General features: G+C 54.8%; 20 protein-coding genes. 14 read left to right on the top strand and 6 right to left on the bottom strand.

All coding sequences use genetic code 11. The features are described from left to right. Positions 1-337: 337 nt before the first annotated feature. Both mngB and mngA read right to left on the bottom strand, forming a co-directional pair. Complete coding sequence (gene mngB / locus HVX72_RS14625; RefSeq protein WP_181821755.1) at positions 338-2,971, bottom strand: mannosylglycerate hydrolase; 2,634 nt, start codon at positions 2,969-2,971, stop codon at positions 338-340. Positions 2,972-2,983: 12 nt separating this feature from the next. Next, positions 2,984-4,906: a PTS 2-O-a-mannosyl-D-glycerate transporter subunit IIABC gene (gene mngA / locus HVX72_RS14630; protein WP_181823282.1), complete on the bottom strand. Its 1,923-nt coding sequence runs from the start codon at positions 4,904-4,906 to the stop codon at positions 2,984-2,986. 172 nt (positions 4,907-5,078) lie between these two features. On the opposite strand from mngA, the gene HVX72_RS14635 reads away from it, so the two are divergent. The 11 genes from HVX72_RS14635 to cobO all read left to right on the top strand — a co-directional run bounded on the left by HVX72_RS14635 (position 5,079) and on the right by cobO (position 17,480). After that, a complete protein-coding gene (locus HVX72_RS14635; RefSeq protein WP_181821756.1) occupies positions 5,079-5,798 on the top strand; it encodes a GntR family transcriptional regulator in 720 nt (239 codons plus the stop codon). Between the two features lie 485 nt (positions 5,799-6,283). Next, complete coding sequence (glmS, locus tag HVX72_RS14640; RefSeq protein WP_181821757.1) at positions 6,284-6,733, top strand: methylaspartate mutase subunit S; 450 nt, start codon at positions 6,284-6,286, stop codon at positions 6,731-6,733. Beyond that, complete coding sequence (glmL, locus tag HVX72_RS14645; RefSeq protein WP_181821758.1) at positions 6,733-8,121, top strand: methylaspartate mutase accessory protein GlmL; 1,389 nt, start codon at positions 6,733-6,735, stop codon at positions 8,119-8,121. The genes glmS and glmL overlap by 1 nt, the downstream gene beginning before the upstream one ends. Positions 8,122-8,139: 18 nt before the next feature. Next, complete coding sequence (locus HVX72_RS14650; protein ID WP_181821759.1) at positions 8,140-9,585, top strand: methylaspartate mutase subunit E; 1,446 nt, start codon at positions 8,140-8,142, stop codon at positions 9,583-9,585. Continuing rightward, positions 9,585-10,826, top strand: coding sequence for a methylaspartate ammonia-lyase (locus HVX72_RS14655; protein WP_042285281.1), 1,242 nt, complete (start codon positions 9,585-9,587; stop codon positions 10,824-10,826). Before HVX72_RS14650 ends, HVX72_RS14655 begins: the two co-directional genes overlap by 1 nt. 3 nt (positions 10,827-10,829) lie before the next feature. Beyond that, positions 10,830-12,200, top strand: coding sequence for an acyclic terpene utilization AtuA family protein (locus HVX72_RS14660; RefSeq protein ID WP_060568869.1), 1,371 nt, complete (start codon positions 10,830-10,832; stop codon positions 12,198-12,200). Next, positions 12,197-12,517, top strand: a complete 321-nt coding sequence (locus HVX72_RS14665) for a DUF4387 domain-containing protein (RefSeq protein WP_060568870.1) — start codon at positions 12,197-12,199, stop codon at positions 12,515-12,517. The genes HVX72_RS14660 and HVX72_RS14665 overlap by 4 nt, the downstream gene beginning before the upstream one ends. 163 nt (positions 12,518-12,680) lie before the next feature. Next, positions 12,681-13,994: a dicarboxylate/amino acid:cation symporter gene (locus HVX72_RS14670; RefSeq protein ID WP_181821760.1), complete on the top strand. Its 1,314-nt coding sequence runs from the start codon at positions 12,681-12,683 to the stop codon at positions 13,992-13,994. Positions 13,995-14,111: 117 nt separating this feature from the next. Next, a complete protein-coding gene (glsA, locus tag HVX72_RS14675) occupies positions 14,112-15,113 on the top strand; it encodes a glutaminase A (RefSeq protein WP_042285293.1) in 1,002 nt (333 codons plus the stop codon). 102 nt (positions 15,114-15,215) lie between these two features. Next, positions 15,216-16,868, top strand: a complete 1,653-nt coding sequence (locus HVX72_RS14680) for a class I fumarate hydratase (protein ID WP_181821761.1) — start codon at positions 15,216-15,218, stop codon at positions 16,866-16,868. Positions 16,869-16,877: 9 nt separating this feature from the next. Next, positions 16,878-17,480, top strand: a complete 603-nt coding sequence (cobO, locus tag HVX72_RS14685) for a cob(I)yrinic acid a,c-diamide adenosyltransferase (RefSeq protein WP_042285298.1) — start codon at positions 16,878-16,880, stop codon at positions 17,478-17,480. Between the two features lie 61 nt (positions 17,481-17,541). On the opposite strand, the gene HVX72_RS14690 is transcribed toward cobO, so the two are convergent. Further along, a complete protein-coding gene (locus HVX72_RS14690; RefSeq protein ID WP_042285301.1) occupies positions 17,542-18,450 on the bottom strand; it encodes a LysR family transcriptional regulator in 909 nt (302 codons plus the stop codon). Positions 18,451-18,855: 405 nt separating this feature from the next. On the opposite strand from HVX72_RS14690, the gene cobA reads away from it, so the two are divergent. Further along, positions 18,856-19,635, top strand: coding sequence for a uroporphyrinogen-III C-methyltransferase (gene cobA / locus HVX72_RS14695; protein WP_181821762.1), 780 nt, complete (start codon positions 18,856-18,858; stop codon positions 19,633-19,635). Here the strand turns inward: cobA and HVX72_RS22345 are convergent. The 3 genes from HVX72_RS22345 to HVX72_RS22350 all read right to left on the bottom strand — a co-directional run bounded on the left by HVX72_RS22345 (position 19,614) and on the right by HVX72_RS22350 (position 20,448). Next, positions 19,614-19,730 (bottom strand): hypothetical protein, encoded by a 117-nt coding sequence (locus HVX72_RS22345; RefSeq protein ID WP_346010442.1) that lies wholly within the window; start codon positions 19,728-19,730, stop codon positions 19,614-19,616. The genes cobA and HVX72_RS22345 overlap by 22 nt on opposite strands. A 188-nt stretch (positions 19,731-19,918) precedes the next feature. Next, entirely contained in the window at positions 19,919-20,308 is a 390-nt protein-coding gene (locus HVX72_RS22235) for a PocR ligand-binding domain-containing protein (protein ID WP_343285940.1), read from the bottom strand. Then, the gene (locus HVX72_RS22350) at positions 20,230-20,448 is read right to left on the bottom strand and encodes a PocR ligand-binding domain-containing protein (RefSeq protein WP_181821763.1); all 219 of its coding nucleotides are present in this window, start codon (positions 20,446-20,448) and stop codon (positions 20,230-20,232) included. The genes HVX72_RS22235 and HVX72_RS22350 overlap by 79 nt, the downstream gene beginning before the upstream one ends. A 370-nt stretch (positions 20,449-20,818) precedes the next feature. On the opposite strand from HVX72_RS22350, the gene otnK reads away from it, so the two are divergent. After that, positions 20,819-22,084: a 3-oxo-tetronate kinase gene (gene otnK / locus HVX72_RS14710; protein WP_181821764.1), complete on the top strand. Its 1,266-nt coding sequence runs from the start codon at positions 20,819-20,821 to the stop codon at positions 22,082-22,084. Continuing rightward, entirely contained in the window at positions 22,081-22,725 is a 645-nt protein-coding gene (locus HVX72_RS14715; RefSeq protein WP_042285314.1) for an aldolase, read from the top strand. Before otnK ends, HVX72_RS14715 begins: the two co-directional genes overlap by 4 nt. Position 22,726 lies beyond the last annotated feature (1 nt).

Here is a 22,726-nt window from a genome sequence, read left to right on the forward strand (position 1 = left end):
ATCAAAAACGCCCTTTTATGTTAACCATGTTTAGATGTGGTGACCGAAGTAAAAAACATGTTGCACATGTGTATCTTTGATTGATTGCAGAGTTACGCCAATAAAATTCTTATATAAAAAGACGGTGTTTTAATTAACGTGGCAGGCCGTTCTGCCAGGGTTTGCTGAGGGGCTATTTTTCGAAGTCCGGGTATCATTTTCGTCGCGTCTGAAAAGCCCGCCTTTCATCATTCACATTAATTTTACTTTAAGGTTAATTTGAATTAACACCACAACGTTATTATTGTGAAAATAACAACGCCACGCTAAGCGTGGCGTTGTTTCGATTGCTGACATTTCAGACAAGCTGGTAGCGGAAGGTCCGCGATTGCCCGGGTAAAAACGTCCCGGGAAGGTTATCGTCCCGCTCGTGAGCCGAAACGACCTGCTCGCTCATCATCACTTCCGCGCAGTTTGCCACCGTCCGGGTAAAGGTGACGGTGGTATCACTCGACGAGCTGTCCGACGGATTAAACAGGCGCAAAATCAGCGCTTCGCCGTCTTCCGCTTTCTTTAGCGCGCTTATCTGGCAGCCGACAGGCGGCATGGTCAGTAAACTGTAACGCTCAGGTACCGTAAAACGGGCCTTGTTGAGCTTCATCGCGTCCCACGGAATTTTATTGTAACACTGTACCGGCGTCAGCCACGCCCGCGCCTGTTGCGCCACACCCGCAGAGAACGGCGTACCGCTAAAGCTAAACAGACTTAGCCGACAATGCAGGGTTCCCCGCAGTTGTGAATCCGGTACCGGCATTTTGATGCCGGAAGGACGCCCTGGGCGCAGCAGTAAATCCTCTTTACCCAGTAGCCCCACGCCGCGCAAGAGCGTAATGGCGAAGGTTTTTTTCTCCTCGCCCGTCACCTCAAATTCGCGCAAACCTTCCGTAAAGACCGCCAACCCGTTACGCCCTTCCTGTAACGCAGCATAATTGAGCAGATTCCATACCGGCACAGGCGCCTCTTTCCACCCTTCTTCCCGCCAGTTAGTCATCGCGTCGTCCTCTACCGGACGCGTCACAGAGCCAAACTGGGTATCCGCCAACACCTGATCGGTAGTAAAAGGCGTTGGAATTAATACCCGCACCCGATGATCGTCGGCCTGGTTGTCCAGCGTTATTCCGACATCAATTCGTCTGCTGTTATGGGAAAGCGTCACCGCAATCTCCACCCCTACCCTGCCGCTGCGCTGGCGCAGGGCGCGTTCAGCGAGATCACGCGGAACCGCCAGGTCATAACGGATCAGCGCCTGGCTCTGCCACGCCTCATGGCGGATCTCGCAGTGGGGTTGCACACCGGCCGACGTCAGCCGCCACTCTTCTCTTGCTGGCGAATAATCATATTCATCGCCATCGTCAGAACCTTCTTCCAGCTCCAGCACCCGGTCATAACAGACGCCGCTGTCTTTATCATACAGGCGCAGCGTGCCGTCTTCGTTGAGCGAAATTTGCCAGAAAGCGTTCTCCAGCAACGTTTCCGGGGTCGTTTTCGCGGCAACCTGAAGTCCAGGGGCATTGGCATCAATGTACAGGGTGCGATACCCCATCGACGGGACGATCTGATGAATCTGGATGTCGTACTCCATAAACGGGTCGTAGTTGCCGTAGTGAACGATTTGCCGGTCGATCAGCCCCGGGTCCAGCTCTCGCGCCTCACGAATGAAATAAGGCACAGCGTTCCCTCTGTCATCACGCAGGCTGAACTGGCTGGCGCGCAGGCGAAGGGTGGTATTAATGACCTCTTCACGCGGCCACGGCATCAGGTTAAACAGCACCAGTTTGTCGGCGTCGCTGTGGGGCATGTTGTCCACCACTTTACGCAGATAAAAACGGATCAGGTTGTCGGCCATGTCTTCCGCCAGCATAAATCGCGCCGCAATTTCGCGGTGCACCGGGTCACTACAGCAACAGCCGATGCTGTCGTGGGCGTGATTCTTTAATATCTCCTTCCACATTTTTTCCAGCAGACCGTGGTGGTAATCAAAACCCAGCGTCCATGCCAGCGTCGCCAGCGGTTCGAGAAGATTGACGATTTTATTTTCGATCCGCGCGTGAGCGATTTTGATGTCCATCCGCGTCGAGCCTATGGTGCGGTGTACGCGCATGTATTTGCCGTCGATAAATTCGCCCTTCAGGGTGGCTAATTGCTCGCGATGGGCCTCAGTGCGTTCAAAGACCTCCTCGAAACGACTCATGACAAAAGTCCGTTGGGGATAAATTTCCCGCAACTTATCCATCACCGCAAAGATATTTTGCTGAAGCGGCATCTGGTCGTGACCGTTAGGCAGCAGGATCTCTTTTGTTACCGATGCCTTTTCCAGCACCTCGAAATAACCGTCGAGTCGTTTACGTAATCCGGCTTCGTCCTCCGGTAAGTACTTACCAATCGCGTAGCCCAGCGGCAGCACCTGCGCCACCACTTCGCTGCCATCGCGACTCTGCCACAGAAACTCGGTTTTATCGGTGCCGTGGCGTTCTGAACAACCGCGCCAGAACAGGGTGCGGGTGATGCCAAAGCCGTTGTAAATATGCGGAAGCTGGCCGGACATGCCAAACGAGTCCGGCAGATAGCCAATTTTCATCGGCTCGCCAAAGGCCAGACAGTCACGCATCCCATACATCAGGTTACGCACAATCGATTCACCGGAAACAAGAGTGGTATCCGTCTGGGTATACCACGGGCCGATAATCAGCTTCCCGGCCTGAACCAGTCGTCTGACCCGCTCTTTATTTTCCGGCACCACCGCGAAGTAGTCCTCCAGTATCGCCGTCTGCCCGTCCAGCACGTAATATTTGTATTCGGCATCCTGCTCCAGACGGGTAAGGATCTCCTCCATATTATTGACCAGCAAAATGCGTGATTCTTCGGTGGTGAAATACCACTCACGATCCCAGTGCATATGCGGGGTGATGTGAACACGAGAGACTGCTTTCATCGTCGTTTCCTGTTAGTGAGTGTTTACCGGCACGCGGTCGGTGACGTACTTGCCCTGCTTCACCGCCTGACGACGCCAGAGCAGCAGGATCAGCGTGGAAATCAACGTTCCCGCCAGCGCCGCGCCAAACCAGCCTGCCGCCGCTATGACGCCGCCTAATCCGCCATCATGGAGTAAAAAGAGGGAGAAAATCCCTGCGCCGGGCGTCGACAGCCCAATATTCATGGCGCCAACGATCGCCCCGGTGACCATCGACCCGAGGACAAAAGCGCTAATGACCCGCAGCGGATCTTCTATCGCCATCGGGATAGCCCCTTCGGTGATCCCCGCCAGCCCCAGTAGCCAGGTAGATTTACCGGTTTCGATTTCAAACTCTTTAAATAAACGTGGCGAGAGTAGCGTGGAGGCCGTTACCGTAAAGGCTGAAACCATTTTGACGGAGGCAAAAATGGCGTAAGGCCCGTAAACGCCGTTGGCCATTGCGCCCAGGCAGAAGGCGTAGGCAGCTTTATTCACCGGCCCGCCCAGGTCGAAGGAGCACATAAAGCCGAGGATAGCGCCAAGCAACAGCGCATTGGCGCCGCTTAAGCCATTCAGCCAAGCCGTCAGCGCGTTGTTGATCCACGCCACCGGCTCGCCAACCACGAACAGCATCAGGCTGCCCGCGCCGAGCGTGCCGATGACCGGGTACAAATAGAAGGTTAAAAACCCGTTGAACTTACTGCTCAGCCGGAGATGATTTTTCACCCAGCGCATCAGGTATCCGGCGATAAGCCCGCCCGCTACCGCGCCAAGAAAGCCGGAACCGATCATATTAGCGGCCAGTCCGGCGGCGAAGCCCGGCGCCAGCGCGGGTTTATCCGCCAGCGAATAGGCGGTATAGGCCGCCAGTACAGGCACCATGAGAATGCCAAGCATTCCGCCGCCCAGTTTGCGGTACATCCACAGCCAGGAGTTTTCCTGATCGAAAAGGTGTTGCAGCCCCAGCATCTGCGCCAGCAGTACCGCGACGGCAAGAACGGTGCCGCCCGCGACGATCAGCGGCACGGCGAATGAGATGCCGCTCAGCAGCGCCTGTTTGAGTTCGGTTTTTAGCCCCTTCGCAGGCGGCGCATCCTGCTGAAGCGCGCGCGTTTCACGCTGCGGCAGCGCCAGCGCCTGCTGGATCAGTTGCTCCGCATGGCGAATCGGCTCCGCGACCGGTACCGTAAGCGTCGGCAGTCCGGCAAAACGTTCACTCTCTTTTATGGCCACCTCAGCGGCGAAAATACACGCCGTCGCCGCATTCAGTTGGTCCGCCGTCAGCCTGCCTTCAATGCCGTTAGCGCCCTGCTTTTCGACATACACATTCACGCCCAACTTACGACCCGCTTTTTCCAGATACTCCGCGGCCATATAGGTATGCGCAATCCCCGCCGGACAGGCGGTCACGCAGACCAGCGTTGGCGCCTTCGCCAGCGGGGGTGTGAATGCAGCATGAACCTCGTCGTCCAGCGCCGCCAGCAACGCGTCTGCGCTTTCGGCAGCCATCACCCGTGCCCGCGTCTCGTCGTCCGCCAGACGGGTGGTAAGCGCGGTCAGCAAGTGCATATGCGTACTGCCCGCTTCATTCTGCGGGATGGCGAGCAGAAAGATCAGTTCCACCGGTTCGGGTCCATCGACACCATCCCACTCCAGTGGTTCGCTGAGGGTCGCCACCGCGAACGCGGCCTCCTTCACAGCGGACGTTTTACCGTGCGGTACTGCCAGCCCTTCGCCCAGCGCGGTGGGACCGAGACTTTCGCGGGAAAAGACCTCCGTTAAAAACGCCTGGGGATCGGCAATCTTACCCAACGCCGTTAGCCGTTGCGCTAATGCGGTGATTGCCTCGTCACGACTGGCGAAGCGGGCATTCAGGCACAGCGCATCGCGGTGGGTTAACGTTGTCAGGTTCATCATGTTCCTCACCCTGTGGTGGTTTTATGCGCGAAGAATTGTGCCAGACGAAATAATACATTTATGTGATCATTTTCACTATTGCGCGATAATTTGTATTAAATTTGTATTATTTACAGCGCCGGGATGTCAGGCATAATGAGCGAATTCGTATTAACCTTCCCGGAAAACCATGAGCCGAAAGCCGCTATACCGCCAGATCGCAGACCGTATCCTTGAGCAAATTCAGCGAGGGGAGTTGAAGCCAGGCGACGCCCTGCCGACGGAATCCGCGCTGCAGGCAACGTTTAACGTCAGCCGAGTCACGGTGCGCCAGGCGCTCAGGCAGCTTACGGAACAGCATATTGTCGAAAGCATCCAGGGTAGCGGCACCTATGTAAAAGCGGAGCGGGTTAATTACGACATCTATCAGTTAACCAGCTTCTATGAGAAGCTCGCTGACCGTAACGTCGATATTCACAGTGAAGTGCGGGTCTTTGAAGTGATCCCGGCAGATGACTTTTTGCAGGAACAGCTCCAGCTTGCCCAGGGCAGCCGCGTCTGGCACGTCAAGCGGGTGCGCTTTATCAAGCAAAAACCGGTAACGCTGGAAGAAACCTGGATGCCGCTGGCCCTGTTCCCGGATCTGACCTGGGAAGTCATGGAAAAATCGAAGTACCATTTCATCGAAGAGGTGAAGCAAATGGTGATCGACCGAAGCGAGCAGGAGCTGATCCCGGTGATGCCCACCGAGGAGATGAGCCGACTGTTGGCTATCGATCCCGGCAAGCCGATTCTGGAAAAAGTCTCGCGCGGATATTTGAAAGATGGCCGGATATTTGAATACAGTCGAAATGCGTTCAATACCGACGATTATAAATTTACCCTGATCGCCCGTCGTAAGCAGCGTTAAAATTTCCCTTGCGCCGCAGGCGATAAATAAAAGTGATGCGCAGCGCGAAAAAACACGTTATACGGCGATAAAAAACAAATCATTAGCATTTGTTTATTTTTATTAACAACCAATAAATGCCGTATCTCAAGCACTTTTTAAATTCCGTTACCTTACTCACAATTCTCTCGCTTTCATTATTTTTCATGAATATTTTTGTTGCTGATTATAAATAAGATTCAGATCACAAAGGTGACATTTCGTTTTTCACCATTATGGTTATACAAATATATTCCCACTCAGAAATAAAATTTAACCACATGATATTTATGGTTAAATTTTATCAGCATCCAGTATCGCCGTTTTACGCATGATTTTTTGAAAATAGATCAATTGCATCGATAACGCCGCCCCAGGACACTCCCTCACTATTAAAGGCCGCCACCCCAGAGGGCGCCATATATCATCATTTTTATTTTTACCCTGAGTCCTGGAGAGGATTACCCATGAAGAAATCAACACTTGTTATTGGCGTCATTGGTGCTGACTGCCATGCAGTAGGCAATAAAGTTCTGGACCGTGTTTTTACTGCCCATGATTTTCGCGTAATCAATCTGGGCGTTATGGTAAGCCAGGATGAATATATTGACGCCGCCATCGAAACCGGCGCCGACGCCATTGTCGTTTCCTCTATTTATGGCCACGGTGACATTGACTGTCTGGGGCTACGCGAACGCTGCATCGAACGCGGTATTGGCGAGATTCTGCTTTATGTGGGCGGAAATCTGGTTGTCGGTAAACATGACTTTGCCGATGTGGAAGCGAAATTCAAGGACATGGGCTTTAACCGTGTCTTCGCGCCAAGCCATGACCTGGAAGATGTGTGCCGGTTAATGGCCGCCGATATCAACCAGCGCCACGGCGTCACGCAGCGCTGTCTGGAAGAGGCCATCTGATGCAAATCGTCTCTGTCGACATCGGCTCGACGTGGACCAAAGCGGCTCTCTTTGCCAGGGAGGGCGACGCACTCACACTGGTCAATCATGTTCTGACGCCGACCACGACTCACCATCTGGCAGAAAGTTTCTTTGCCAGCCTTAACCAGGTTCTGAACGTGGACGATGCGCGCCCGCTGCTCAACAGCGGCGATGTGACGCTGAAATATTCCTCTTCCGCCAAAGGCGGGCTGGCCGTCGCGGCGATGGGGCTGGTGCCTTCAATCACCCTGGAATCCGCGAAAGTCACCGCCCACTCTGCGGGGGCGAAAATCGCGCAATACTACGCCTACAAGCTCAACCGCCACGACATTCAGGCGCTGGAAGCCTCGCCGCCTGACATCCTGCTGTTTACCGGTGGAACTGACGGCGGTGAAGAGAGCTACGGTCTGGCTAATGCCCACGCGCTGGCGAACTCGCGTCTGGACTGCGCCATCATCTACGCGGGTAACCGCGACATTCAGGACGAGATCCAGGCGATTCTGGGCCATAAAGATCTCATCACGGTGGACAATATTCTGCCGGATCTCGATCACCCAAACCCGTATGCCGCGCGCAAAGCGATTTGCGACGTGTTCCTGTCACGCATCGTCAAAGGAAAAGGGCTGGATGTGATTGTCGGCGAAACAGGTGAAGAGCCAATGCCGACGCCGTGGACCGTGTATGAACTGGTGAAAGCGATCAGCGATGTCGACAGCGCGTGGAAGGAGTTCATGCTGATCGACATGGGCGGCGCCACCACCGACGTCTACTCCGCCAGCGCCAACACGCTCTCCCCTGACACCGTCCTGCATGGCGTCCCGGAGCCATTTGTTAAACGCACGGTGGAAGGCGATCTGGGTATGCGCGTCTCCGCGGTGGTGGTGGGTGAGAGCACCCGGGATCTGGTCAACGTCGTTTTTGCCCGGCAGCCGCAGCGCCAGGAGGCCTTCTTTGGCTATCTGCGTCATCTGGTGGCCCATCCGGACTACCTGCCGCAGGGGGAGGAGGAGCGTTATTTCGACAGCCTGTTAGCCGGACTGTGCGTCGGCTATGCCGCAGAACGGCATGCCGGCACGAAAAAACAGGTCTGCACCTGCGTGGGCAACGTCGATCTCCAGATGGGACGCGATCTGACCACGGTGCGTAAAGTGGTGGGATCCGGCGGCTGGCTGTCGCGCGCCAGTCAGTTCGACATTCATCACTGGCTTAAGTACCGCGAACTGGACGACGACGGCAGGCGCATTCTTCTTCCCACCCAGTTTGACTATTACCGCGATGCAAAAGGTCTGCTCCCGCTGCTGGCGAACGTCGCCAGGATCGATCCCCAGGCCGCGGCACGCACCAGCATTCACTGTTTAACCCTCTAATCCCAAAGGCAGCGACGAATGGAACTTCGAAATAAAAAATTGACCCATGACGAGTTTATGACCGAACGGCACCAGGTGTTGCAGACGTGGTCAACCGGCAAAGATGTCGAAAAATTTGAAGATGGCGTGAAGTACCAGCAGACCATCCCGGAGAAAAAACGCTTCTCTCATGCCCTGCTAAAAGCCGATCAGCAGGGAAAAACCCTGAGCCAGCCGCGCGCCGGCGTGGCGTTAATGGACGAACACATTGCGCTGCTGAAAACGTTGCAAACGGAGTGCGATCTTCTGCCCAGCACCATTGATGCCTACACCCGTCTGAACCGCTATGAAGAAGCGGCGATCGGCATTCAAAAATCGATCGAAGCCGGCACCTCAAAACTTAACGGCTTACCGGTGGTAAACCACGGCGTAGCGGCCTGCCGCCTGATGACCGAAGCGCTGGAAAAGCCGATTCAGGTACGCCACGGTACGCCGGATGCCCGCCTGCTGGCGGAAATCGCAATGGCCAGCGGCTTCACCAGCTACGAAGGTGGCGGCATCTCTTACAACATTCCTTACGCCAAGCGCGTCACGCTGGAAAAATCGATCCGCGACTGGCAGTACTGCGACCGCCTGATGGGGCTGTACGAGGAACACGGCATACGCATTAACCGCGAGCCGTTCGGCCCGCTGACCGGCACATTGATCCCTCCGTTTATGTCCCACGCCGTAGCGATTATCGAAGGCTTACTGGCGCTGGAACAAGGAGTGAAATCCATTACCGTGGGTTACGGACAGGTCGGCAGTCTGACCCAGGATGTTGCGGCGATCCAGTCGTTGCGCGAGCTATCCCATGAATACTTCCAGAACTACGGTTTCGATGACTATGAGTTGAGCACCGTGTTCCATCAGTGGATGGGCGGCTTCCCGGAAGATGAATCGAAAGCGTTCGCCATTATCTCCTGGGGAGCGGCGGTGGCGGGAATGGCTGGCGCCACCAAAGTCATCACCAAAAGCCCGCACGAAGCCTTTGGTATTCCTACCGCAGCGGCGAACGTGCAGGGGCTGAAGGCGTCCCGACAGATGCTCAACATGGTCAGCGACCAGAAATTCCCGCCGTGTAAAGCGGTCGAGCAGGAAGTCGAGCTGATTAAGAGCGAAGTGCGCGCGGTGTTGAAGAAAGTCTTTGAACTGGGCAACGGCGACGTGGCGCGCGGAACGGTGCTGGCCTTCGAAGCCGGGGTGCTGGATGTGCCGTTCGCGCCTGCCGCCTGTAACGCGGGCAAAATCCTGCCGGTGCGCGATAACAGCGGCGCGATCCGTGTACTCGAAGCCGGCGCGGTGCCGCTACCGAAAGACATTCTCGCGCTGCACCATGACTATGTTGCCGAGCGCGCGCGCTTTGAAGGACGTAAACCCTCATTCCAGATGGTTGTTGATGACATCAACGCGGTATCCCACAGTCAATTAATAGGAAGACCATAATGAAAATCAAAAAGGCCCTTTTCACCGCTGGCTACTCCTCTTTTTATTTCGACGATCAGCAGGCGATCAAAAACGGCGCGGGTCATGACGGGTTTATTTACACCGGCGCGCCGGTTACGCCAGGCTTTAGCGCCGTGCGTCAGGCGGGCGAATGCGTATCGGTCCAGTTGATTCTGGAAAATGGCGCGGTGGCGGTTGGCGACTGCGCCGCCGTACAGTACTCCGGCGCGGGTGGCCGCGACCCGCTGTTCCTCGCAGAGCATTTTATTCCGTTCCTTAACGATCATATTAAACCGCTGCTGGAAGGCCGTGATGTGGACGCGTTTCTGCCCAACGCCCGCTTCTTCGACAAGCTGCGTATCGACGGTAAGCTGCTGCATACTGCCGTACGTTACGGCCTGTCCCAGGCGCTGCTTGACGCCACGGCGCTGGCCTCCGGTCGCCTGAAAACGGAAGTGGTTTGTGACGAATGGCAACTGCCGTGCGTCCCGGAAGCCATTCCCTTATTCGGACAAAGCGGCGATGACCGCTATATCGCCGTCGACAAGATGATCCTGAAAGGCGTTGACGTCCTGCCTCACGCGTTGATCAACAACGTCGAAGAAAAACTTGGCTTCCACGGTGAAAAACTGCGTGAGTACGTGCGCTGGCTGTCGGATCGCATCCTGACCCTGCGCACCAGCCCGCGCTATCACCCGACGCTGCACATTGACGTTTACGGCACTATCGGCCTGATTTTCGATATGGATCCTGTACGCTGCGCTGCGTACATCGCCAGCCTTGAAAAAGAGGCGCAGGGGCTGCCGCTGTACATTGAAGGCCCGGTGGATGCAGGTAACAAGCCGGATCAGATCCGCATGCTGACCGCCATCACCAAAGAGCTGACCCGTCTGGGCTCCGGGGTAAAAATTGTCGCGGACGAATGGTGTAACACCTACCAGGACATTGTGGACTTCACTGATGCCGGCAGTTGCCACATGGTACAGATCAAAACCCCGGATCTCGGCGGCATTCACAACATCGTTGACGCGGTGCTGTACTGCAACAAACACGGCATGGAAGCCTACCAGGGCGGCACCTGTAACGAAACCGAAATCAGCGCCCGTACCTGCGTTCACGTGGCGCTCGCCGCGCGGCCAATGCGCATGCTGATCAAGCCGGGCATGGGCTTCGATGAAGGTCTTAACATTGTGTTTAACGAAATGAACCGCACCATCGCGCTGTTACAGACTAAGGATTAACTGATGGCCCGTACATTTAAGATCTTATCACCGACGGCCATTCTCGGTTATGGCTTCCCGGAAGACAGTTTTCGCAAAGCCATGGAAGCGTCACCGGATCTGATCGCCGTTGACGCGGGTTCTTCCGATCCTGGCCCCCACTACCTGGGGGCGGGTAAACCGTTTACCGACAGGGCCGGCGTGAAGCGCGATCTGCGCTATATGATCGTCGCTGGCGTGAAAAACAACATCCCGGTGGTGATTGGCACCGCCGGGGGGTCCGGCGCGGCGCCGCATCTGGAATGGTGCCGCCAGATAATCCTCGAGATCGCGCAGGAAGAAAACCTGTCATTCTCGCTGGCGCTGATCCCTGCGGATGTCGATAAAGCGATCGTGCATGCGGCGCTGGACAACGGCAAGATCACCGCGCTGGATTTCGTTCCCGAACTCACCCATGAGGCGATTGAAGAGAGCACCTACATCGTGGCGCAAATGGGCGTAGAGCCCTTCCAGCGTGCGCTCGCCGCCGGTGCGCAGGTCGTGCTGGGGGGACGTGCTTACGATCCGGCGTGCTTCGCAGCCCTGCCCATTATGCAGGGATTCGATGAAGGCCTGGCGCTGCATTGCGGGAAAATCCTTGAATGCGCGGCGATTGCCGCCACGCCGGGGTCCGGTTCCGACTGTGCGATGGGGATCATTGACGACAACGGCTTCACCCTGAAAACGTTCAACCCGAAGCGGAAGTTCACCGAAACCTCAGCCGCGGCGCACACCCTGTATGAGAAGTCCGATCCTTACAGCCTGCCGGGGCCTGGCGGGGTGCTGAATCTGAAAGGCTGTCATTTTAAAGCGGTCAACGATGGCGAGGTGTACGTTAGCGGTTCACGTCACGAAACCACGCCGTATGCGCTGAAGCTGGAAGGGGCGCGCCAGGTAGGATTCCGCTGCCTGACCATCGCCGGCACGCGCGATCCGATCATGATTGCCGGAATTGATACCATTCTGGAAGACGTGAAAGCCAGCGTGGCGCAAAACCTCTCGCTAAATGACGACAGTATTCGCATGACGTTTCACCTGTACGGCAAAAACGGCGTGATGGGCAACCATGAGCCGGTAAACACCGCCGGGCATGAGCTGGGCATTCTGCTGGATGTGGTGGCGCCGACCCAGGATATCGCCAACAGCGTCTGTTCGCTGGTGCGCTCTACCCTGCTCCACTACGGCTATGAAAACCGGATCGCCACCGCGGGCAACCTCGCCTTCCCGTTCTCGCCTTCCGATATCCAGAGCGGGCCGGTGTATGAGTTCTCGGTCTATCATCTGATTGAAGCGAGCGACGATCTGCGTTTTGACTTCCGCCTCGAGCAGGTGACGCCAGAAGGAGTAACGGCATGAAATACCCTATTTGCACCCTGGCTCAGGTGATTCGCTCTAAAAATGCCGGGCCGTACGAACTGGTGTTAGATATTTTATTTAAAACACGTGAAGACTATCAGCGGGTTAAACGTTCAGAGCAATTAACGCCTCAGTTAATTGCCGGCCTGTATAACGTGGCGCCTGACTTTATTCATCGCATTGTCTGGTTTGACCCGGCGAATGCGGTAAAAATCGTCATGCCTCGCGATATTATTTCCGGCAATGTTGGCGACAATGATGTTTATGGCGCACAGCAACATGCCCCGCTGTTAAATATTACATTCGACCTTGAGTAATTAATAACAATAACATCCACCGGCGTACAGGGTTTCGCTGTATCACTGTATTCCAGTTTATTTAAATGGTTGGTCACAACAGGCTGGCGTCCGGCTGCTTCTGCGGTGCGGACGCCCCTTCTCCTGCTGCCGCCAACCCTTATCCGTATCCGATGGAGTGAAAATGAAAAAAATAAGTCTGACCAAAATGATCATATTAGGCCTGATTCTCGGTATGATTGCCGGGGTGGCTATTAATAATATGGCATCAGCCGATACTGCAAAAACCTATGCGCAGGAAATTTCTATTTTTACCACCATATTTCTGCGCATGGTTAAAATGATTATCGCGCCACTGGTTATTTCAACGCTGGTGGTGGGTATCGCCAAAATGGGTGACGCAAAGACGCTCGGACGTATCTTTTCAAAAACCTTTTTTCTGTTTATTTGCGCGTCGCTGCTGTCAATTGCGCTGGGTCTGGTGATCGTCAACCTGTTCCAGCCGGGGGCAGGCATTAACTTTGTCGCCCACGACGCGGGCGCCGTAGCCGCCGTCCAGTCAGAACCGTTTACCCTGAAGGTGTTTATTTCCCATGCGGTGCCCACCAGTATCGTGGATGCGATGGCGCGTAACGAGATCCTGCAAATCGTGGTGTTCTCCATTTTCCTCGGCTGTAGCCTCGCGGCGATAGGCGAAAAAGCGGAACCGATCGTCAAAGTGCTCGACTCGCTGGTTCACGTGATGCTGAAACTGACCGGCTATGTCATGCTGTTCGCTCCGTTGACGGTTTTCGCCGCGATCTCCGGCCTGATTGCCGAACGCGGGCTGGGCGTCATGGTGAGCGCCGGGATCTTTATGGGCGAGTTCTACCTGACGCTGGGGATGCTGTGGGCAATCCTGATTGGCTTGTCGGCAATGCTTGTCGGTCCGTGCATTGGCCGCCTGACCAAATCCATCCTCGAACCGGCGCTGCTGGCCTTTACCACCTCCAGCTCAGAGGCCGCCTTCCCCGGCACGCTGAACAAACTGGAAAAATTCGGCGTCTCGTCCAAAATTGCCAGCTTCGTCCTGCCGATTGGTTACTCCTTTAACCTTGTTGGCTCCATGGCCTACTGCTCGTTTGCCACTGTGTTTATCGCCCAGGCGTGCAACATTGAGCTGAGTATGGGCGAACAAATCACCATGCTATTGATCCTGATGCTCACGTCTAAAGGCATGGCGGGCGTTCCGCGCGCCTCGATGGTGGTGATTGCCGCCACCCTCAACCAGTTCCACATCCCTGAAGCGGGGCTGATCCTGCTGATGGGCGTCGATCCGTTCCTCGATATGGGCCGCTCCGCCACCAACGTGATGAGTAACGCAATGGGCGCGGCGATCGTTGGCCGCTGGGAAGGCGAGCACTTCGGTGAAGGCTGTCGCGGCACCGCGCCCGCGCCGGTTAAGGTCCCCGAGCAGGAACGTCCAGCGACTGAGCCGTCAGAAGTGGCCATGTCCTGATCGCGCAACAATGCCGGATGACGCCACTGCTTATCCGGCCTGCGAATCGCACATTTTTCCAGGCCGGATAAGGCGCAACGCCGTCTTCCGGCGTAATTTGTCGAGCGAGATTGCACCATGAACGTGAAACTTTTTGGCTCAGCTATCATTATCGCCAGCCTGTATTTCAACGCCCCTGTGCTGGCACAGCCTGCACCGGACTATGCCGCGCTGATTGAACAGGCGCACCAGAAATTCAAAAGTAACGCAGACGGAAAAGTCGCCGACTACATTCCTGCGCTGGCAACCTACAGCCCCGCTAATTTCGCCATTACCCTCGCCACGGTGGACGGTAAAATTTACCAGACGGGCGATGTGAAAAAAGCGTTTCCGATGGAATCGCTCAGCAAAGTGTTCACGCTGGCACTGGCCATGGAACAGCATGGCCCGCACGTGGTGCTGGAGAAACTCGGTGCCAACGCGACTGGCCTGCCCTTCAACTCCGGCCTTGCTGTTGAGCTGACCAAAGGCGCGCCGGAGAATCCATTGGTCAACGCGGGCGCTATCAGCACCGTGAGCCTGATTGACGCGAAAGACAAAACGGACCGCTGGAACAAAATTCTCAACAACCTCAATGCCTGGGCCGATGCAACCCTCACCGTCAATGAACCGGTATTCACCTCGGAAATGGAAACCAACCAGCACAATCAGGCACTGGCAGCGTTGATGGCGTCATACGGCAGCCTCTACGGCGATACCGACGAGGCCGTTGAGATTTATACCCGCCAGTGTTCGGTGGATGTCACCGTTGAACAGCTCGCCAAAATGGGCGCGGTACTTGCCAATAACGGTAAATCCCCCTTCAACGGCAAGCAGCTTCTGAATGCACGCTATGTACCGCAGGTGCTGGCGGAAATGGCGATTGCCGGACTGTATGACGGCAGCGGCAAATGGCTTTATACCGTCGGTATCCCGGCGAAATCCGGGGTGGGCGGCGGCATGGTTGCGGTCGTACCGGGACAATACGCCATTGCCGTCTATTCGCCGCCGCTGGATGAAGCGGGTAACAGCGTTCGCGCACAGCAAACCATCCACTATGTTGCTAACGCCACGCAGGCCAATCTTTTTATGACACGTTAAACCCCGTAGCGGATGGCGCTTGCGCTTATCCGCCTACGACTCGTTCATTTTTGCAGTTCAAACACCGCCATCCGGCAAAAAAACAAAAAGGTGAGAAGTCCTATGTCTAAACACTTTGTCTGGCAGGAACTCTTTGTACAAAGCAAAGAAAGCACAGAATATGAACTACTCAGTAATCAGCATATTACGGTAAGCGAGCTTGACGGTGAGGAAGTGATCAAAGTGGCGCCGGAGGCGTTAACGCTGCTGGCGCAGCAGGCATTTTATGAAGCGTCATTCTTCCTGCGCGCCAGCCATCTGAAACAGATCGCCAGCATTCTGCACGACCCGCAGGCCAGCAGTAACGATAAATACGTCGCGCTACAACTGCTACGTAATGCCGAGGTCTCGGCGAAAGGCGTACTGCCAAACTGTCAGGATACCGGCACCGCGACGGTAGTCGCCAGCAAAGGGCAACGGATCTGGACCGGCGGCGATGACGCCGAAGCGCTGAGCAAAGGCATTTACACCACCTTTCAGGAGCATAACCTGCGCTATTCCCAAAACGCGCCGCTGGATATGTATCGCGAAGTGAATACCGAGACCAACCTGCCCGCACAGATCGATATCAGCGCCACGCCGGGCAGCGAATACCATTTCCTTTTCGTCAATAAAGGCGGCGGTTCGGCCAACAAAGCCGCACTGTTCCAGGAGACCAAATCGCTTCTGCAACCGGAAAAACTGACCGCCTTCCTGATAGAAAAAATGAAATCACTCGGTACCGCCGCCTGTCCGCCGTACCACATCGCTTTTGTCGTCGGCGGTCTGTCAGCGGATCAGGCGCTGAAGGTCGCGAAGCTGGCCTCGACGAAGTATTACGACAATCTGCCCACTCACGGTAACGAACTGGGGCAGGCGTTCCGCGATACGGCGCTGGAAACGACCCTGCTCAACGCCAGCCGTGAATTTGGTATTGGCGCGCAGTTCGGCGGTAAATATTTCGCGCATGATATTCGCGTTATCCGTCTGCCGCGCCATGGCGGCTCCTGTCCGATCGCCATGGCCCTTTCCTGCTCGGCGGACCGTAATATCAAAGCAAAAATAAACAAACACGGTATCTGGCTGGAAAAACTGGAACATAATCCGGGCAAGTTTATTCCTGAGTCCTGTCGCGTGGAGAACAGCGCACAGACCGTGAAGCTGGAGCTGAACCGTCCCCTGCGAGAAATTCTGCACGATCTGTCCCGACTGCCCGTCGGTACCCGCCTCTCCTTAAGCGGTCCGATCGTGGTTGCCCGCGATATTGCGCACGCCAGAATCAAAGCACGACTCGACAGCGGCGAACCGTTGCCAGCGTACCTGTGTAACCACATTGTCTATTACGCCGGTCCGGCCAGAACGCCGGACAATATGGCCTGTGGCTCGCTCGGCCCAACCACCGGCGGGCGCATGGACGGCTATGTCGACGCTTTCCAGGCCGCTGGCGGTAGCCTGATCATGCTGTCCAAAGGCAACCGCAGCCAGCAGGTTACTGACGCCTGCCACAAACACGGCGGCTTTAATCTCGGCAGCATCGGTGGTGCCGCCGCCTTGCTGGCGCAGCAGTATGTGAAAAGCCTGCGCTGCCTTGAGTATCCCGAACTGGGAATGGAAGCGGTCTGGATGATGGAGGTTGAAAACCTGCCCGCTTTCGTGCTGGTTGACGACAAAGGAAATAACTTCTTCAGTCAGTTTGAGCAGCAGCACCGGTGCGCAACCTGCCCGGCGGGGCACTAAGGAGCGTCTATGGAAACGCGAGCCAACGATGCGCGGCATCGTCAGCGCCAGCAAAAGCTGAAAGAACAGGTCGAGGCCCGGGTCGCAGCGGCCACCGGAAAAAAAGGGATCCTGATTGTTTTTACCGGCAACGGTAAAGGGAAATCCACCGCCGCGTTCGGCACCGTCACGCGCGCTGTCGGCCACGGTAAAACCGTTGGCGTCGCGCAGTTTATCAAAGGCCAGTGGGACAATGGCGAATACAACACCCTGCATCCGCTGGGCGTCGAATTCCACATTATGGGTACCGGGTTTACCTGGGAAACGCAAAACCGCGAGGCGGATATCGCGGCGGCGCTTGTCGTCTGGACAGAAGCGCAGCGGATGCTGGCCGACCCGCAGTACGATCTGGTGGTGCTGGATGAACTCACATATATGCTGGCGTATCACTACCTTGATACCGACGCGGTGATCGCCGCCATAACGGCGCGTCCGGCGCAGCAGAGCGTGATCGTCACCGGTCGCGGCTGCCACGCGAGACTGCTGGATCTTGCGGATACGGTCAGTGAAATGCGCCCGGTGAAGCATGCTTTTGACAGCGGTATTCAGGCGCAGGTGGGCATTGACTGGTAGTCACATCGTTGCCGGATGGCGCATGCGCTTATCCGGCTTCCCGTTTGCCCGTCATCCGCCGTCAGCGTTCCAGGTGAGATACCACCGATTTTTGTAACAGCCACTCGCGGAAAACCTGTAAATGACGGGATTCCGCTTTTTCTTCCCGCCAGGTCATGATGAAACGATTACCCGTGCGCATGGGCACATCGCAAGGGATCACCATGTCACCGTTATCCAGATCGTGCTGGATCGCAAACCGTGGGAGCAGCGCAACCCCCAAATTCGATCGCACCGCGGCGATCAGCATCGACAGCAGATCAAAACGCGGGCCTTTGTTGACCCGTGGGCTACTGACATCTGACAGGGCAAACCACTCCTGCCAGCCGTTAATTCGCGTACTTTGATGCAGCAAGGGAAACTCATTGAGCAACTCTTCAACCGCCAATTTCTGGTTAGGCTGTGACAGCAGACTGCCGCTACAAACCGGGAGGATTTCCTCTTCGAACAGATACTCCACTTCTGACCACGGCGAACAGAAGTCTTCACGCATAATGGCCGCATCATATTCACGGTTGAGGAAATCGCCCATGTTCGCCAGCGAGTGAATATTAACGATAATATCGGGGTTAAGTTTGTTGAATTCACGCAGATTGGGGATCAGCCAGTGGGTGCTAAAGGTCGGATTGACCGCCAGTTCAATGACTTCGACCGTGGGCTGCCAGGTCATAATGGTATTAGTATCACGCTCAAGTTTATTGAGCGTTTCCTTAACAATGCTCAAATAATGCTTCCCGGCCTCGTTTAAAAAAATCCGCTTTTTGGCATGATTAAATAATGCAGTATGCAGAAAATCCTCAAGTGCATTCACCTGGCGAAATACAGCACTTTGCGTTAATGCTAACTCCTCCGCCGCACGCGTATAACTTTCATGACGTGCCACCACTTCAAACGTCACCAGTAATTCAGTCTTTGGTATCTTTCCTCTCATAACGTCTTCCATATGCCGCGTACAAAAATAGTTTAATTTATAAAAAATAAATGCAACCGACTCCCGATTGGCCTAAGAGTTATATTTTATTTCCTACCTGGATGTCATTGATCCACTCCATGGTTTATTCACACAGGAGTCGAACAAATAATAACCAATAATACGCAAAACTGGCCATAAACACAATTTAAATAAGGTTATTATGCGACAAATAGCGCCAATAAGTTCTTAATAATTTTTCAAGATAACTTGTTTATCGGCGAAAAAACTTTGCGGGTTTAATCAATATTATTTACTTATTATTTCAGGAGAATTCAGCTCACTAAACGATAAGCAAACGATGACGTTTTTTTATCTGCTTTTACTCTTTTTACCGTTTTTCCCGACAATAATTAAGGACGACATATGAAAAACTCCGGAAAAGTCTGGCTGGTTGGTGCAGGCCCTGGTGATATCAGCTTACTGACCCTTAAAGCCCTGCAGTGTATTCAACAGGCTGATGTCATCATTTACGATCGGCTGGTCAATCCTAAAATGCTTGAGTGGTGCTCAGCGAGCTGTACCTGCATCAACGTTGGCAAAAGTCCGGGCTTTCATAGTGTTCCTCAGGAGGAGATCAATGCCCTGATTATCCAGCATGCGCGAGCACAGCGGAACGTTGTGCGCCTGAAAGGTGGCGATCCTTACGTGTTTGGCCGCGGTGCCGAAGAGGTGGAATGTCTGGTCGAAGAAGGCATTGACTTCGAAGTGGTGCCGGGGATCAGTTCCGCCATTGGCGGGCTGGCCTGCGCCGGGATCCCGGTGACCCACCGCGATCTGGCATCGGGTTTTCATGTTGTGACAGGACATACCCGCGAAGGTAATCAGCAGCAGGACTGGCGGCAGTTGGCGAAGCTCAACGGCACGCTGGTGATTGTTATGGGGATCGCAAACCTGCCATTTATTTGTGAAGAACTGCTAATGGGAGGCAAATCACCGGACACGCCCGCGGCGATTGTGATGTCAGTTACCCGGGACAATCAGCGGCGCTTAACCTGTACGCTCGGTACATTACTCACGAAAGCGCAGGAAGCGAATATTGTGCCACCGGCACTGATTGTGGTTGGTGATGTTGTCCGTCTGAGCGACCGACTCTCTTTTATTCCAGAGGCGATGGAACGCGCCTACAGCGAAAGGCGTTCATGACGGAATAACTGCGGAGACGTCTGGTGAGCCGCCCGGAACACCCGACACAAATAGCTCGTCTGCGCATACTGAAGTTTCCGGGCGATGCTGTCGATAGAGTTCTACGGATCGCACATCAACTCACTCGCCCGCTGCATTTTTTCTGGCTCACCCAGGTTTTAAAATTCGCTCCCTGCCGTTTCTTAAAGAAACGGCTAAAGTAGTTGGCGCTTAAACAGACATGTGCGGCGACCCGTTTCTTTTCGTGGCGAGAAAGTTCCATTGCTGACAGACGCAGGTCGTTCTACTGCGCATCAGCGGTGTCCACCGTTTTACGCTGAACCGGATTGAGATTGTTAATAATAAAGCTGAGCAGGTTTGCCGCTGCCACCAGATGATTATTTTCTACAATCGCGATCTGATTCCAGGCTGATTTAATTTTAGGATCGAAAGCCCACTGCCGATCGTCATCGATGACAATAGTTTTATATTCCGGATACTTTGCGCACGCCTGATCGCAAATAATAAATCCCAGCAGATGCCCCTGACGAATTAACGCCATAGAGAAAAAACTCAACCCGGCATGACAGCAGAGTATTCTGATTTTTTCTTCTTTTACCCCTTCAAAAGCACAATATTTATCACGTTTCTGACAAGTTTTTGGTATTGCAGATTGGCGCGCAGTAATGAACAGAACGAATTAAAATTATGACAGGCAGTAATTTTCCGACCATTTATGTCTACCACCACGGCGGCGAGTCCGGTCGCCTTAGAAAACACCTCTGCCAGTGAGTAAAAAGTGTGTAAGACATCGTCCTGAATATGCTGAGGCACATTACGCTCCGTCAGTGGTCTGGATAACGTCGCTACTATGCTTAATTTGTCCAGGTGAAAAAATGACCCTGACCGCAAAAAATAATCTTATTTATTCAGGTGATTATGATCAAATTGCAAGAGCGTCCCCGCGCCCTCGAAACCAGACCACCGACTGCTGTGACAACTTTTCCCAAAGATTAACGAATCTTCACATCTCCCTGTGAGCTTCATTTCAATATCACTCATCACTTTATATATTATTTTCAATTAGTTATAAAAATCACATACAATTTTATGATGTGCTTATTTGTGAGAATCATCATGTGAATGTGAAACGCCCTCCTGAATAATAGGTTCAATGACAAGATAATCTGAACGGAGTGGATGTATGCCCGTCACGACAGGTGTTATCGCCGACGACTTTACTGGCGCAACGGATATAGCAAGTTTTATGGCTGAGCAAGGCTGGAGGGTCGCGCTGCTGCCCGGGATGCCAGACGCCGCCCTGCCCTGGAATGAAGAGGTCGACGCGATTGTCATCTCGCTGAAAAGCCGTTCTCTACCGGCTGACCAGGCCATCGATCAATCATTACGCTGCTGGCAATGGCTGCACAACACAGCAGGTGCGCGGCAGATTTACTTTAAATATTGCTCCACTTTTGATTCCACCCCCGCCGGGAATATCGGTCCGGTCAGCGATGCGCTGATGGAAGCGATGCACGCGCCGTACATCGTTCACTGCCCAGCCCTGCCGCAAAACGGACGTACGGTGATTCACGGTTATCTGTTTGTGAATGGCGTATTACTGAATGAATCCGGCATGGAGAAACATCCGCTCAACCCGATGACCGATGCGAACCTGATTCGCCTGCTCACAGCGCAAACTGCCAGCGCTGTCGGGCGCATTGACCTCCGCACGATTCAGAAAGGTGTGGAAGCGGTCACTCACGCGCTGGAACGCTGCCAGTCTGAAGGTGTACGTCACGTGATCGCGGATACCTTTAGCGAAGCCGATCTGCAGACCCTCGCTCAGGCCTTACGTCATACACCGCTGCTGGCGGGCGGTTCCGGCCTGGGTGGCGCACTGGCCGCTTGCGCTGCGTCACAGCGTGGGCGGGAAGCGGTACATCCCTTCCCGCTGCCGGCCAAAACGGTGGTTTTTTCCGGAAGTTGTTCCACCATGAGTAACCGCCAGGTGAATCGCTATAAAGCACAGGCCGCTTCCCTTCTACTCGACGTAGCGCGCTGCCTGACAGACGCAGAGCGTTACAGTGACGAGCTGTCGCTGTGGACAATGACTCATGTCGATGACGCGCTCGCTCCATTGATTTACGCTACCCAGCCGCCGGAAGCGCTGAAACGTATTCAACAGGAGTACGGCGAGCAGCGCGCCAGCCGGGCGATTGAGCAAACTTTTGCCAGACTGACGGCCAAACTGCAGGCCGCGGGCGTAACCGGTTTTATCGTCGCCGGTGGTGAAACGTCCGGCACCGTAGTGGAGGCGTTACAGGTGACGAGACTGACGGTCGGCAAAGCCATCGCGCCCGGCGTGCCATGGGTGTTCTCCGCCGAGCCGCCGCTCGCGCTGGCGCTGAAGTCAGGCAACTTCGGTGACGAAGACTTCTTTTTCATCGCGCAGGAGTCTTCATTATGAGTCAGCTTAACGAACAACAACTCCGCGAACAGCTGGTGCATTACGGTCGTTCTCTGTTTATGCGCGGCTTCAGCAGCGGTGGTTCGGGCAACCTGAGCGTAAGACTGCCGGACGGCGGCTATCTGGTCACGCCGACCAACTCCTGTTTGGGCGAGCTGAACGCCGCGACGCTCAGTAAACTGGATGCCAACGGCGTTTACCTCAGTGGCGATAAACCGTCAAAAGAAGTGCCCATGCACCTGGCCTGGTACCGTCATCGTCCGGCCTGCGGCGCGGTGGTTCATCTGCATTCGCCATGGCTGACCGCCCTTTCCTGTCTGCCATGCAGCACACCGGAAAATTGTCTGCCGCCGTTAACGCCGTACTACGTAATGCGCGTCGGGCAGTTGCCTCTGTTGCCCTATTTCAAACCCGGTCATGAGGGTATTGCCAGCGCACTCAGCGAGATTGCGGCGGACCATACTGCCGCGCTCCTGGCAAATCACGGTCCGGTAGTCAGTGGTCGCTCACTTCGTGAGGCGGTGTTTAATGCCGAAGAGCTGGAAGACAGCGCCCGCATCTGGCTGACCTTAAAACCACTCGGCTACGTGCCGCTAACGGCGGAAGCAGTAGCTGAACTCGAACAATCCCGGCGAGCATGAG

The sequence above is a fragment of the Citrobacter sp. RHB21-C05 genome, from assembly GCF_013889015.1.
Classification (GTDB): Bacteria; Pseudomonadota; Gammaproteobacteria; order Enterobacterales; family Enterobacteriaceae; genus Citrobacter_A; species Citrobacter_A sedlakii.

Coding starts and splice junctions, on each gene's coding strand:
- HVX72_RS14655 (WP_042285281.1), top strand. CDS start 9,585: ATGAAAATCAAAAAGGCCCTTTTCACCGCTGGCTACTCCTCTTTTTAT.
- cobA (WP_181821762.1), top strand. CDS start 18,856: ATGAAAAACTCCGGAAAAGTCTGGCTGGTTGGTGCAGGCCCTGGTGAT.
- mngA (WP_181823282.1), bottom strand. CDS start 4,906: ATGAACCTGACAACGTTAACCCACCGCGATGCGCTGTGCCTGAATGCC.
- glsA (WP_042285293.1), top strand. CDS start 14,112: ATGAACGTGAAACTTTTTGGCTCAGCTATCATTATCGCCAGCCTGTAT.
- glmS (WP_181821757.1), top strand. CDS start 6,284: ATGAAGAAATCAACACTTGTTATTGGCGTCATTGGTGCTGACTGCCAT.
- HVX72_RS14715 (WP_042285314.1), top strand. CDS start 22,081: ATGAGTCAGCTTAACGAACAACAACTCCGCGAACAGCTGGTGCATTAC.
- cobO (WP_042285298.1), top strand. CDS start 16,878: ATGGAAACGCGAGCCAACGATGCGCGGCATCGTCAGCGCCAGCAAAAG.
- glmL (WP_181821758.1), top strand. CDS start 6,733: ATGCAAATCGTCTCTGTCGACATCGGCTCGACGTGGACCAAAGCGGCT.
- HVX72_RS14680 (WP_181821761.1), top strand. CDS start 15,216: ATGTCTAAACACTTTGTCTGGCAGGAACTCTTTGTACAAAGCAAAGAA.
- HVX72_RS14650 (WP_181821759.1), top strand. CDS start 8,140: ATGGAACTTCGAAATAAAAAATTGACCCATGACGAGTTTATGACCGAA.
- otnK (WP_181821764.1), top strand. CDS start 20,819: ATGCCCGTCACGACAGGTGTTATCGCCGACGACTTTACTGGCGCAACG.
- mngB (WP_181821755.1), bottom strand. CDS start 2,971: ATGAAAGCAGTCTCTCGTGTTCACATCACCCCGCATATGCACTGGGAT.
- HVX72_RS14635 (WP_181821756.1), top strand. CDS start 5,079: ATGAGCCGAAAGCCGCTATACCGCCAGATCGCAGACCGTATCCTTGAG.
- HVX72_RS14690 (WP_042285301.1), bottom strand. CDS start 18,450: ATGAGAGGAAAGATACCAAAGACTGAATTACTGGTGACGTTTGAAGTG.
- HVX72_RS14660 (WP_060568869.1), top strand. CDS start 10,830: ATGGCCCGTACATTTAAGATCTTATCACCGACGGCCATTCTCGGTTAT.
- HVX72_RS14670 (WP_181821760.1), top strand. CDS start 12,681: ATGAAAAAAATAAGTCTGACCAAAATGATCATATTAGGCCTGATTCTC.
- HVX72_RS14665 (WP_060568870.1), top strand. CDS start 12,197: ATGAAATACCCTATTTGCACCCTGGCTCAGGTGATTCGCTCTAAAAAT.